The following is a 13,291-nucleotide window of genomic DNA, read 5'->3' as shown; positions in this document are numbered from 1 at the left end:
CAAACGGGTGAAATACTAGCTGGAAAAGGAAATTTGCCAATTATGTCCCAGACCGTTGCTCAAGACCGGAATGCTTCCCAGACCGAAACCAAGCTGGACGTTGAACTGCGAAAGGTGTTCAAAGTTTATAACGGGGAAACTGCCGTTCGCGGCATTGATCTGAGCATTCGGCAGGGTGAATTTTTCAGCATTTTGGGTCCATCGGGCTGCGGCAAAACTACTACACTTCGGATCATCGCCGGGTTTGAAGAACCCACCGGGGGAGAAGTGTACATCCGGGGCGAACTGATGACCAATGTACCTCCCTATAAGCGACCCGTGAACACTGTCTTTCAGAGCTATGCCCTATTCAACCACATGACGGTGGCTGACAACATTGCCTTTGGCTTACGCATTAAGAATTGCAGCCGATCGGAGGTGCAGCAGCGCGTCGGAGAAGCCTTGCAGCTTGTAAAAATGGAATCCTTTGCCCGTCGCTATCCGGCTCAACTTTCGGGTGGGCAACAGCAGCGCGTCGCCCTTGCTCGTGCCCTAGTGAATCGCCCGACCGTAGTCTTGCTCGATGAGCCATTGGGCGCGCTCGATTTGAAGCTGCGGAAAGAAATGCAGGTGGAACTGTCGAATCTGCACCAGGAACTCGGCGTGACGTTTGTGATGGTGACACACGATCAGGAAGAAGCACTAAGCTTATCCGATCGCATTGCTGTGATGAATGCAGGCAGATTAGAGCAGGTGGGCAGCCCCAGCGAGATTTATGAAATGCCGCAAACGCCCTTTGTGGCAGATTTTATTGGCGATACCAACCTGTTTCAGGCGCGGGTCGAAACCATTTATCCGGAAATGCTGCAAGTGGTGACTGATAAAGGGCTACGCGTGATGGTGAAGCCACAAGATGCCTGGCAGCAAAACCCGCCCACCGACGTGATGGTCAGCGTTCGTCCCGAAAAAATCCATGTTGGCTCGCCCAACAGCGGCGATCTGATCAACGCCTCAACCAATGCCTATGAAGGCAAACTGCGCCACATCATGTACTTGGGAACCCACGTTCACTATCTCGTGGAGCTCGCGACAGGCGATCGTATTACCGTACTGTTGCCCAACCGCAGCGATCGACCTCTGGATCTGCACAGTTCGGTTAAGGTGTACTGGTCTGCTGCTGATTGTCTGGCGTTGCCTGCCTAGGGAGCACCTGATTGAATGATTTAGGTCTGCTCGATCGTCCCCCGGGAAAGCCGACTGCAAACGATTCGCGTATGCTGTTTTATGTACGTTTTCCCGTTGCACCCTTACCGCAGTAGGAAGAAACCATGCCGCCAACCCATTCTCACTCAAACCACCCTGACGGTCGATTGTTTTCTGGAACCTCCCGAAGACGATTTTTACAAACTCTAACGGCTGCTGCTTCGGGGGTGGTGCTATCAAACTGCGCCCGTAACCTGTCGAATCCTTCTGCCGGAAACAGTCCCGCCGCCAGTCCCAGCTCTGGGGAAAACGCTAAAACGCTTCATGTGTTTACCTGGGCAAACTATACCGACGATGAACTGCTGAAGAACTTCGAGGCAAAAACTGGAATTCGCACCGTTGTCGATATTTTTGACTCGAACGAAGCGATGCTGGCAAAAGTCGAGGCAGGCGGAGCCAATGCCTACAGCATCATTTTTCCCTCGGACTACATGGTGGTCGAGATGAAGGACAAAGGGCTGCTGACCGAACTCGATCGATCGCGCCTTCCTGGACTGAGCAACCTAAACCCGAAGTGGAGCAATCCGACATACGACCCCAACAATGCTCACAGCGTTCCGGCAACCTGGGGAACCACCGGACTGATTTACGATCCGGCAAGACTCAACGGCAAAACTATCACCGACTGGAACTTCCTTTGGCAAAACAAGGGATCGCTGACGCGACGAGTGACGCTCATTAATGACGTGCGGGAAGTGATGGGCGCGACGCTGCGATCGCTCGGCTTTTCCTACAACTCTAAAGACCCGAAGCAAATCGAGCAGGCATACCGCAAACTGGTTGAACTCAAACCTGCGATCGCGTCTTTCTTAACGAACGGCTGGGAAGATCAGTTGGCAAGCGGCGATCTTTCGGTATCGATGGCATATTCGTCGGACGCAATTTCACTGATTGAAGAACAGCCTAGCCTGAAGTATGTAATTCCGCGATCGGGCACTTCGATCTGGACGGATACGATGGTGATTCCCAAATCGGCTCCCAACCCGGACGCTGCCTATGAATGGATGAACTTTATGCTCGATCCAGCAAATGCCGCGAACCTGGTCGAACGACTCAACTTTGCCACGCCCAACAAAGCCGCCTTTGAGAAGCTGCCGACCAACTCCAAAAACAACAGCAATCTGTATCCCTCGGAGAGCGTGCTTACCAAGTGCGAAGGCATCACGCCCGTTCCTACCCAGGCAACCGACCTGTACGACAAATACTGGACTCAGCTCACCAGCGCGTAGTATTTGTTGCAGGCTGTTCTTTTGAGGTTCTTTCAGGTTCTTTCAGGTTTGCCGCGATGTCGACCACTACTCCTCCGGTTCCTTCTGCCCTGCCTGAAAAGCCTTCTCAGGCGTCCTGGCGACGCAGATTCAGTAAATTAGTGCAGCCCCTGGTATTACTGGCTCCTCCGGGACTGTGGCTACTGGTGCTGCTGGTATTACCAACGCTGCTGATTCTGGAGCTGAGCCTGATTCCGGGATTTCGCCTGGGGCAACCTGCGGGGGGCTATGGCATTGGCAACTATCTGGAAATCCTGCTGCCACGCAGCTCTGCAACCGAGGCGATCGGCAATCCTTATCTGCGGGTCATCGGACGATCGCTTTACTTTGCGACGGGTTCTACACTGCTGACGCTGGTGCTCGGCTTTCCGGTGGCGTATTGGATTGCGGTCATGGCTCCGGCGCGATGGCGAAATCTGCTGCTGGTCGGGTTTGTGCTGCCGCTATGGACTTCTTCACTGCTGCGGGCTTACGCCTGGATTACCATTTTGCGACCGACTGGACTGCTCAACTCTATTTTGGGGGCGATCGGCATTCCGGGACAGGACTGGCTAAACCAGAGTCCGGCGGTGTTTATCGGCATGGCGTATAGCTTTTTGCCCTACATGGTGCTGATTCTGTATGCCTCGCTGGAAAAGTTAGACAAACGATTGCTGGAAGCAGCTTCCGACCTGGGCGCAACGCCAAGCCAGGCATTTCTCAGGATCACAGTGCCCCAAACGCTTCCCGGTATCGCGGCAGGTGGGCTGCTGGTGTTTATTGCCAGCCTGGGAGATTTTGTCGTGCCGGAACTGCTGGGCGGTGCGTCGAATATGACGATCTCCCGGTTTATTTTCAACCAGTTTCTTGGCGCAACTCGCAACTGGGGACTCGGTTCTAGCCTCAGCATGATTTTAATTTTTGCCGTGAGCGTGTCGATCGCACTTTTGATTAAATATGGCGATCGAGATGCCGTCTGACCATGCCAATGGAAACCGCCCAAGCTGTGCCGCCCGTGGAGGATGATTCTGTGCCGCAATCGCCCAAAGCCAAGCTCCGTTTTTCCTGGCAAATGGTATTTTCCGTGCTGATGTACGGATTTATGTATTTTCCGATTCTGGTGCTAGCGTTTTACAGCTTTAATGCGTCACGGTTTAGCTCAAACTGGGGCGGCTTTAGCCTGCGGTGGTACAGCAGCCTGATCAACGATAGACGGATTCTCTCCGCGCTGGGCGATAGTCTCACCGTTGCCCTGGCTGCGGTGGCAATTTCGGCGGTACTGGGGACGCTGATGGCAGTCGGCTTAGCCAAGTTTCGCTTTCCCGGCAAAGGACTCTATCGAGGCGCGTCTTACCTGCCGCTGATTATTCCTGATATTGCGATTGCCGTTGCCACGCTGGTCTTCCTCGTTTATGTCGGCATTCCCCTCAGCATTTGGACTATCACAGCGGCTCACGTTGTCTTCTGTCTGGCGTATATTGCAGTCGTCGTCTCCACTCGTCTATCCGGTCTCAATCCGTTTTTGGAAGAAGCCGCTCTCGATCTGGGCGCAACGCCGACTCAGGCATTTCTCAAAGTGCTGCTGCCCGAACTGATGCCCGCCGTGCTGTCGGGCTGTCTGCTGGCATTTGTGCTAAGCATGGACGACCTGTTAATTTCAAGCTTTACCGCAGGAGGCGGCGCAAACACCCTGCCAATGGAAATCTTTAGCCGCGTCAGGACTGGGGTTAAACCCGATATCAATGCCCTGAGCGTGATTCTGATTCTGGCGTCTGGTCTGCTGGCATTCGCTTCGGAATACATCCGGTTTAAGAGTACGCAGCGCAAACTGCAAGGTTAGCACCCGTGTCTGGAATCGCAGCCAGGCAAAGAGCAGCACATCAAGATCAAGTCCATAAAGATCAGCCTATCGGGAGCGTGCTTGATGCGATCGAGGGATTCATCGACTATTCTTTAACCGAAACAGTAAAAGCTGAGTCACCTGGAGCGAGTTAAAGTTATCGTCGCTGATAAGGATCAAGCTTTGGGAGCCATCTGGGAGCTGGGGTCCAATCGTCATTCCTTCCACATTGTCCAGGGGAATATTAAGCTCACTCAAGTCGAGCAGCAGCCGTTTTGCAATCGGCACGATTCCGGTGATATTGCCCTGAAGGTAAGGAATGCTGGAAGTATCAGTTGCGCCGCCGATCGCCAGCTCATAGAGCTTTGCCCCCACTCCCACTGATGCGCCAAACGATCGCTCCAGACTGAGAAAGTGCCCGCCCTGATCAAGGCTAATCAGTTCGACCAGTCCATTTTCAGTGGCTCCAGAGGGGGGTGGATCAATCAGGTAAAGGTGTTCTGCGAGCAAGAGGGGCAGCTCATCGCCGACCAGATAGTGCAGAAAGCGAAGCGGCTGTTGGGCGGGAGGATTTGTGCTGCTGTTATCTGCATCTGCAAGAGGAAGATCCTGGGTGATCGGGGCTTCGGTTGCGGTAAAGAGGCGATAGGGTTCAGTTGAGTTGGGAGCTGCACCGCCCGCATTAATTGTGAGGGCCTCGAAGCCGCGATTATTCTGCACACCCAGAAGCTGTCCCTCTTCCTCTGGGGGCAGAAACCGCTTGGGGACAGCAAGCCGACTGCGCCAGTTACCGCTTTCGAGCTCAAATTCATTAATAAAGGGCGGGATCTTTGCCGGGGTAACGCCTTCACTGGTGATAAAAAGCGTACGGCGAGGCGAGAGGGCAATGCCTTCCGAGTCGATCGTGCCTTCTGCATAGGGCTGATTGTCTTCGCCTTTGAGGGTTGTGACCTGCTCAATTTCTACCGATCGAATGCCAATTGCCCCGCTGGTTTCTGCATCTTCTGCCACTCCAGATATGCCAATGTCAAGCTTTAGCGTGTAAAACCGGGCAGGGGCACGCTCACTGCGATCGTCCGACACAGCATAAAACCGATCGCGCTGACGATCGTAGGCGATGCCCGACAAACCGCCGATCGGCGCATTCTCAAAATCTGCTTTTGGCAGGCGGTATTCTCCCAGAAAGTCCAGGCTCAGCGGTAAGAATAGCCGATCTTCTGCTTTGATTTGCGGCAAACTACAGCCTGTGAGCAAGACGATCGCACTGAGCAACAAAAAGGGCAGGCAGAACGACAGCAGGAAAGCAGGAAAGCGGGGAAGGCGAAACATAAGCGATGACCGCAAAACAGCACCGATCGCAACTTGCCACAAAATGCGGGAATGGGCAAGCAGGACGTTTGATCGGGCACCGTTGCCCTTAACCCACTTCCACTTCTCCAGGCTGCACCGAAATCCCCAGCAGCTTCAGGATCTCCTGCTTCAGGCGATCGAGTCCCAGCCGCTCGGTGGCAGAAATAAACACGGCGTCGGGATAGTCCTGCCTGACCTGCGTCAGCACTTCGGGGGGAACGTGATCGATTTTGTTGAATGCCAGCAGTGCGGTAGGCGGCGTTGCAGGCAAGTCATCCAGCACCGTTTCCACCGATTTGATATGGCTTGCCCAGGCAGGATGAGACAGATCCACCAGATGCACTAGCGCGTCGGCTTCGGTGACTTCTTCCAACGTGGCGCGAAAGGCATCCATCAGGGCAGGCGGTAGGTGATGAATAAAGCCGACCGTATCGGTAAGCAGAATTTCTTTTCTCGCTGCATTCATGTCATCAGCGATCGTCAGGCGGCGCGTGGTGGGGTCAAGCGTGGCAAAAAGCTGATCGGCGGCGTAGACCTCTGCCTGGGTCAGCACATTCAGCAGGGTAGATTTGCCTGCGTTGGTATAGCCCACCAGTCCCACAACCGGGATTTGCTGCTGCTGTCGCTGCTGCCGGAGGCGCGATCGGTGTGCCTGAAGCTGATTGACTTCCTGCTGCAAAAGCTGAATCCGTCGCTGGATTGTGCGTCGTTCGCTTTCGAGCTTGGTTTCTCCCGGTCCTCGTGTGCCGATACCTGCGCCCAGTCGCGATAAACCCCGTCCCTGTCCCCGCAGCCGCGGCAGCCGATATTCGAGCTGAGCCAGTTCCACCTGAAGTTTCCCTGCCTGGGATTGGGCACGCTGGGCAAAGATATCCAGAATAATTTCGGTGCGATCGACCACCCGCACCCCGATTTGCTCCTCCAGATTTCGCGCCTGGGAAGGAGAAATATCGCGATCGAACACCACCAGATTTGCGCCCTGCGTTTGCACCTGAAGCGCAATTTCCTCGACCTTGCCCTGACCAACGACCGTTTGCGGATGGGGAGTGCCGCGTCGCTGTTCAATCACGCCAATCACTTCACCACCTGCTGTATCCACCAATCGCCGCAGCTCGGTCATGCCCTCTTCAAACTGCTGTGCCGTCATGCCGTCAGTCATCAAACCCACCAGAAGCACGCGATCGTGATCCGAGGGAGCCTGAAACTGATCCAGCTCGAAACCGGATTCGCCCAGATCTTTTTCCCAGTCGTAAATCAGATCATCCAGTTCCAGATTGGTCAATTCATCGAGCGGCATTGGCTCTGAAACTGTCCAGGGCTGGTCAAAATCGGGAATCAAATGCACCAGATAAGTCTCTTGAATTTCAGCCGCTTTCTGCCGTTTTCCTTCGGGAATCACCAACACTGCCAGCGCATCCCATCGCTGCTTCAGCATCGCTACCAGACTGCCACGGTCGGGCGCATGAGACATCACCGAAACACAGCGAATGCCGCTCAGCCGATCGCCGCCTTGCCGGGGCAGTTCACTTTGGGGAAGTTGAGTTTGAAGCGGTGTGCCAATCCCAATCCGAATCACCTGCCCCCGCCGATTCAAATAGACACAAATCGGATGATGAATCGTGCTGCTGAGCTGCGCCAACTGCCGAGCAAACTCAATCGTGCAAACCCGATCGCCCAACTGACGCTGATCGTACAATGCCTCAATTTGCTTGAGCTGAGCCGATCGAATGCCCTGAAGATTTCCATAGACTGTTGGCATAGCAGCAGACCCAAGTAAACGCCAATAAACGATAGAAGCCAATTGATTTTATGGTGTAAATTATGGCTTGTTCTGCAATCGTTCTTAAGAGCGAGTTAAGAAGAATGAAAGAATGATTCTAATCGTCGATGTTGGTGGCAATCGTAGATTAAAGGCTGAACCCGAACTAGAAAGCTTCCTGAGTATTCTCTTCATCTATCCATAAACTTATTCAATTGCCGTTCACTCCAAAACGAATTCTGTCATCCAAAATCTATCTCTAGAGATTGCGATTACCCTTCAGAAAGACTGCAATTGACTGTAGGTGCAGATAGAGCGAGTCTATTGGCGATCGCATCCGATCGTTTTGGGTAGAACTTGTCCTGCTCAAGCGTTGTTATGTATCTGGAGTATGAGTGATGAAAGCAGCTGTGATCGATCGCTACGGTTCTCCTGACGTATTGCGCTATGCCGATGTTGATAAACCTGTGATTAAAGCTGATCAAATACTGGTTAGGGTTTATGCCAGCAGCGTGAATCCGATCGACTGGAAAATCAGAAAAGGATTGCTGCAGTTCCTGACGGGCTATCAGTTTCCGTTAATTTTGGGCTTTGATGTGGCGGGGGAAGTCGTGGAAGTGGGCAGTCAAGTGACTCGATTTCGCGTTGGAGACAGGATTTATGCGCGGCTCGATCAGTTGGCAGGTGGAGCTTATGCGGAATACGCAGCAGTAGCAGAGAGAGTGGCGGCGCACAAACCCGCGAATATGAGCGACGAAGAAGCGGCGGCTGTACCTTTAGCGGGACTGACTGCACTGCAAGCGTTACGAGATGAAGGGCATTTTGCGGCAGGACAGCGAGTGTTGATCAACGGTGCATCGGGCGGTGTGGGAACCTATGCGGTGCAGATTGCCAAAGTGTTAGGAGCCTCTTCGATTGTGGGGGTTTGCAGTGCCCGAAATGCTGATTTAGTGAAGAGTTTGGGATGCGATCGAGTCATTAACTATCAGCAGCAGGATTTTACTCAGGACGCGACGAAATACGATGTCGTGTTTGATGCGGTGGGGAATCGATCGTTTGATGACTGTAAGCGAGTTTTGCAGCCCAATGGCTATTACGTGACGACGCAGCCCTATCCGGCAAACTATGTGCAAAGCTTTTTCACGGCATTTTTGCCTGGACCCAAGTACAAAGTAATTTTGCTGAAATCGAATGCCGTTGATCTGGAATTTCTGAAGCAGCAGATTGAAGCGGGACACATTCGCTCGGTTATCGATCGCACCTATCCTCTGGCTGAAACGGTAGCGGCGCATCAGCAAGGCGAAACGGAACGCACGGTGGGAAAAGTGGTGATTACGATTGGGGAATGATCGACCAGGCATCGTTCCAGTCTTCGGGAACGCCTTCGGAGAGTAACCGTTCGATTCGATCGCAGTACAGTTTGGCAGTTTGATCGTCAGGATGAACGGCGAGTACCTGTTCAAAGCAAGCTCTGGCATCGATAAAGGCACGATCGCGGTAGTGTTGAATCCCCTGCTCGAACTGAGGCAGCGTTTGCAGTTTTAGCTCGCGAATTGCTTCCGTTTCGGCATCGAGCACTTCGTAGACGGCGATCGGTTCGGTGCGTCCTTTAACCAGCGTATTTGCCAGAAAGCGAAACTGGTAGGCTTCAGGCGTGCTGAGGTGCTCGATCGTTTGCCCGCTGATTAGTAGGGCACTGCCGTAAACCTTGGTTAGTCCTTCCAGTCGGGCGGTCAGATTCACGTTGTCCGAAAAAGCGTCGCCCTGAATTCGATTGCTTTCCCCCACCATGCCCAGCATCATCGGTCCCACATGAACGCCAATGCCAACCTGAATCGGCAGCTTGCCCCTTGCCTGCCGCTGCTCATTGTATTCCTGCACACGCCGATGTTTGGCAATTCCAGCAGCGATCGCATCATCTGCGCCGTCAGGAAAAACTGCCATCATGCCATCTCCCAAAAATTTCACAATAATGCCGTAGTGATTGCGAATTTCGGGACTGACTCGCTTTAAATAAGCGTTGATAAAGTCAAAGTTTTCGCGTGGACTCATACTTTCAGAAATGGTGGTGAACGCGCGAATATCGCTAAACATCACCGCCATAATCTTGCTGACAAAATCGCCAAGCTGCACATCGATCACGCTGTCTTTACGCAGAAATCGCAGATACTCCCCCGGGAAAAATCGCGCCAGAGAATCTTTTAGCCGCTCTAGCTCTGCTTCCCGCACTTTGACGGTTTTCACCATCTGAGTAAACACCCGCGCCAATTGCCCCAGCTCATCCTGGCGATCGGCGACTTCTGCCAAATGTCCTTCCTCAAAGATGTCTTGCTCAACGGCAAAGGCAGCATCGGTGATTTTGTTGACCTGCTGAATGTAGAGTGCCTGCTGCTCGTTTTCTTCCCGAAGCTGCGCCTCGGCTTCCTGTCGCTTTAGCAGGTTATTGTATGCCCTGGAGTGGTAGCGAATTCGGGCAAGCAGCTCAACACGATCGGGCAATTTCACCAGATAATCATTTGCGCCATACTCAAACGCCTGCGCCTTGATCACCGGATCTTCCTTGCTTGATAACACAATCAGTGGAATTTGATACGTTGGTGTATCGGACGATCGCAGCAATCGCACCAGCAGCAAACCATCCATTTGCGGCATCACCAGATCTTGCAGAATCACGGTCGGCTGAAAGGACTGTGCCACCTTGATCGCCTGAAGCGGATCAGCACAGTAGTGAAAGGTAATATCGGTTTCAGCCGCCAACATTTTCTGCACCGCTTCCGCGATAATTGCCTGGTCATCAATCAGCAGTACAGCGATCGGGTCATTCATCGGCATTACAGAGAAACTCAACTGCCTCAGACGGATAACAATCGAAGGCGAGGCAGCTCACAGCATGGGTTAGCGTCGTTGCACTGCCCGTGATGTTTTCTGCACTAAGAATAGGTTCTTACAAAGGATTTGAGAAGTACCAGAGGGTTTACATTGGAAACTTCAACGACTGAACGATGCTGGCATCTCGCGATTCTGCCGCGCCAAACCTAGTTAACAGGTCGGCTTAATCTGGCGCATAACTGCCTGCGAGAAGCCTGCCCACAGGGGTGTATTAATCTTCGCAGTGCGGAGTCCTTCTGCCGTCCAGTGATTGCTGTTATGCAGAAAAGAATACCGTCCTGTTGCCTCATAAAAAGCAGTACCCGCCTGCGGATCTGCGCGGATTTGAATTCGCCTTCCGGCGGAACGCTGAAACGATCGCTGAATATACTCAATTAATGCAAGATAATGCGATCGATCAACGCCACCACAGCGAATTTCGAAATGGCTCGGAAACCGATCGTGTCTTTGAACTCGAAGGGCGGCGGCGTTTGGCAATAAAAGCGATCGAGAACCCTTGAAGTAATAGTCGAGCGAATTATCAGGAGGTGGATTCAAGTACCAGTCGCGCTCACCCCAGCCAAACCCTAAATACTGCTCTTGCGTTAACGGCAGCGTCAAATCATTCTGCCAGTTATAAGCACCGTTGGAGACAGGGATAATGATATTGGTGTGAATGCCAAACCGCGCAGCGCAAACTTTATATTGACAGCTTGACTGGGAATTGATCTGAGAATTCACCGGAGAATTTTCCTGAGAATGATAATTCCACTGTTGGGTCCACTGCCTGGGAATCGTTGAGCCAGCCAGAAATAGCAAATAAACAAATAGAAAACCACCTGCGACGAGAGCCAAAAATTTTCTCAGGGTCATGAGGCAATGCAAAGCACTTCCCTATCTAGGGTAATCGGTTCAGTGCTTGAGGACTGCTCTAAATTTCCCTCGCTATTTTCCCAGGCACAGGAGGGGAGACCACACGGCTTATCACCCCATCACTTCACAGATCACGCTGACTTCTTTCTTTGCTTAGCATCCTTCTGCGCGGGATAAACCTCAATCGAACGAGGCGAATGGACAGAAGGCTGATAAAGGGTGAAATCAAGGCACTGCTCGGACTCTACACCCGACGGATGAACCGCACAGCGCAAATGAACATTGCAGGTATAGAACTGACAAACGCGACACTCCGGCAAAAAACGATCGGCTTCAGACATGGGTTCTTTCACAGCACAGTAGCCGTATTGTACCCAAACAACTACTCACTTTTTGCGATTTAGCTAGCAGAAAAACGGCGATCGTTCACCTATCTAAAGAGTGATCTGAAGTGATTTACGCCTGCAAAGAAGTTGTTTGAGAAGCATTGAAAGTGCTGTGTTACCCCCTAAGTTCCTCAAAACTAAGGGACTTTGAACCTGAGCAATAGTTTGGTTTCCTCATCATTGGGGGCAAGGAGGCAGTTTGGGTCATGATGATGACTTTTCAAACCTTTTCCCAGAGCAAAGCGCGGTTCTTTTCTAACCCAGGTGCATCCACTTGATTGTTCTGCGCGTACTGAGTTTGTCCAATCTAATTTGTCCAGTCTAATTAAATTGATCGGAGTATTGAATCATGGCTTCAAATAACAGCTTCAACCGGGCGCAAAATCTCGGCGTGTTGCAGGGACAGCAGGTAATTCGTGATTCAGCTAATCAGGGTGACAGAGTTGATTTTTTTAGCTTTCGGGTGACCACTCGCAGCAGCTTGCAGGGCGTTTTGCGTGGACTCAAAAGCGATGTAAACCTGGCACTGTTCAATCGCGATCGTCAGCGCATCGGCTTTTCGCAAAACACAGCTCAGCAGTCTCAACCCATCAACACGATTCTGGAGCGAGGTCGCTACTTCCTTAAAACCACGCTTCGCGACGGTGAAACGCGCTACCGTCTCAGATTGTCTACCAGTCCGCTTGCTGCGCCTGATCCGGCAACCGCGAAGTTCGTGGGCTTAACCACTGACAATAATCTGGCATTTTTTAATAACGACAACCTGTCAAACGTTAGAAGAGTCAGCGTTACCGGATTGCAAACAGGGGAAAACCTGCTGGGCATCGATTTTCGTCCGCTGAATGGTCAACTGTTTGGCTTGGGTAGTACCAGCCGCCTCTACCGCATTGATCCTGCCACTGGAGCCGCCACTGCCGTGAACGCCCAGCCTTTTGCAATTCCGCTGAGCGGCACGAATTTTGGTTTCGACTTTAATCCGTCGGTCGATCGCATTCGGGTAGTGAGCGATGCCGGACAAAATCTGCGCTTAGTGCCAGATACCGGAGCCGTTGTGGATAGCAATCTAAACCCCCTGGACGGCATTCAGCCCGATGGCAACTTGAACGGCGCGACGAACTCGATCGCAGCAACCGCCTACATCAACAGTTTCACAGGCGTAGCCCCGATCACGCCACCCGCCGCCACCACACAATTCACCATCAACACCACCACCGATGAACTGTTCATTCAAAATCCGCCTAATGCCGGAACGCAAACTCGCGTCGGAGCACTAGGCGTTGACTTCAGCGGGAACGCGGGTTTTGATATTGTCAGCCAGCCTGCCAGCGCAACTGCCCCCGCAACCAACACTGCCTATGCACTTTCTAACGCATCGCTGTACGGCGTTAACCTGACGACGGGCACAGCAAATTTATTTGGTGATGTCCGCGATAATCAAACCGCGCTCAGCTTTAAAGGGCTTGCAGCTCGACCCTAAAAGACGTTGAGCAGGCTCAAGACTGCTACGAAGTCAGGGAGCAACCTAAAGCCAATCCCTGACTTCCTCAGGAAGACAAAGACTGTAAAAATTGGAACGGTTGAAATGCGACAACCCGAATGAGTATTCTTCAAGCTATAGCTTTACGGATACACGTTCGAACAATGGTTGAAGGCAGCATCGACACAATCGCGAAAGCTATCAAATTCATCCCAGCGTTGACGCATCCAATTCTTGAGCACGAACCAC

General features: G+C 52.4%; 11 protein-coding genes and 1 pseudogene. 6 read left to right on the top strand and 6 right to left on the bottom strand.

The features are described from left to right. Positions 1-42: 42 nt before the first annotated feature. From NDA02_RS18575 to NDA02_RS18560, 4 genes are all read left to right on the top strand, one after another. Entirely contained in the window at positions 43-1,182 is a 1,140-nt protein-coding gene (locus NDA02_RS18575) for an ABC transporter ATP-binding protein (RefSeq protein ID WP_190791735.1), read from the top strand. Between the two features lie 125 nt (positions 1,183-1,307). Beyond that, a complete protein-coding gene (locus NDA02_RS18570; protein ID WP_190791736.1) occupies positions 1,308-2,471 on the top strand; it encodes a spermidine/putrescine ABC transporter substrate-binding protein in 1,164 nt (387 codons plus the stop codon). Positions 2,472-2,527: 56 nt separating this feature from the next. Then, entirely contained in the window at positions 2,528-3,469 is a 942-nt protein-coding gene (locus NDA02_RS18565; protein ID WP_190791737.1) for an ABC transporter permease, read from the top strand. 8 nt (positions 3,470-3,477) lie between these two features. Then, on the top strand, positions 3,478-4,329 hold the full coding sequence (locus NDA02_RS18560; RefSeq protein WP_348246849.1) for an ABC transporter permease: 852 nt from the start codon (positions 3,478-3,480) through the stop codon (positions 4,327-4,329). A 99-nt stretch (positions 4,330-4,428) separates the two neighbouring features. Here the strand turns inward: NDA02_RS18560 and NDA02_RS18555 are convergent, their stop codons facing one another. Next, positions 4,429-5,658, bottom strand: coding sequence for an esterase-like activity of phytase family protein (locus NDA02_RS18555; protein ID WP_190789689.1), 1,230 nt, complete (start codon positions 5,656-5,658; stop codon positions 4,429-4,431). Positions 5,659-5,746: 88 nt separating this feature from the next. Beyond that, positions 5,747-7,438, bottom strand: coding sequence for a GTPase HflX (gene hflX, locus NDA02_RS18550; protein WP_190789690.1), 1,692 nt, complete (start codon positions 7,436-7,438; stop codon positions 5,747-5,749). Between the two features lie 398 nt (positions 7,439-7,836). Between hflX and NDA02_RS18545 the strand changes: the two genes are divergently transcribed. Continuing rightward, positions 7,837-8,787 (top strand): NAD(P)-dependent alcohol dehydrogenase, encoded by a 951-nt coding sequence (locus tag NDA02_RS18545; RefSeq protein WP_190789691.1) that lies wholly within the window; start codon positions 7,837-7,839, stop codon positions 8,785-8,787. Here NDA02_RS18545 and NDA02_RS18540 read toward each other — a convergent pair. From NDA02_RS18540 to NDA02_RS18530, 3 genes are all read right to left on the bottom strand, one after another. Continuing rightward, the gene (locus NDA02_RS18540) at positions 8,771-10,270 is read right to left on the bottom strand and encodes an adenylate/guanylate cyclase domain-containing protein (protein WP_277878997.1); all 1,500 of its coding nucleotides are present in this window, start codon (positions 10,268-10,270) and stop codon (positions 8,771-8,773) included. The genes NDA02_RS18545 and NDA02_RS18540 overlap by 17 nt on opposite strands. 207 nt (positions 10,271-10,477) lie before the next feature. Further along, positions 10,478-11,179 carry a DUF2459 domain-containing protein gene (locus NDA02_RS18535; RefSeq protein ID WP_190789692.1) on the bottom strand — a complete coding sequence of 234 codons (702 nt, stop codon included), beginning with the start codon at positions 11,177-11,179 and terminating at the stop codon, positions 10,478-10,480. 131 nt (positions 11,180-11,310) lie between these two features. Next, positions 11,311-11,520: a hypothetical protein gene (locus NDA02_RS18530; protein ID WP_348255632.1), complete on the bottom strand. Its 210-nt coding sequence runs from the start codon at positions 11,518-11,520 to the stop codon at positions 11,311-11,313. Positions 11,521-11,914: 394 nt separating this feature from the next. On the opposite strand from NDA02_RS18530, the gene NDA02_RS18525 reads away from it, so the two are divergent. Then, a complete protein-coding gene (locus NDA02_RS18525) occupies positions 11,915-13,042 on the top strand; it encodes a DUF4394 domain-containing protein (RefSeq protein ID WP_190789694.1) in 1,128 nt (375 codons plus the stop codon). 143 nt (positions 13,043-13,185) lie between these two features. Here NDA02_RS18525 and NDA02_RS18520 read toward each other — a convergent pair. Then, positions 13,186-13,291, bottom strand: a pseudogene (locus NDA02_RS18520) (IS630 family transposase); the annotation flags it as partial.

Origin of the sequence: Leptolyngbya sp. ST-U4 (assembly GCF_039962215.1) — a bacterium.
Taxonomy (GTDB): domain Bacteria; phylum Cyanobacteriota; class Cyanobacteriia; order Elainellales; family Elainellaceae; genus Leptolyngbya_A.
Note: the sequence above shows the minus strand (reverse complement) of the source record. Positions and strands in the feature narration are given on the sequence as shown.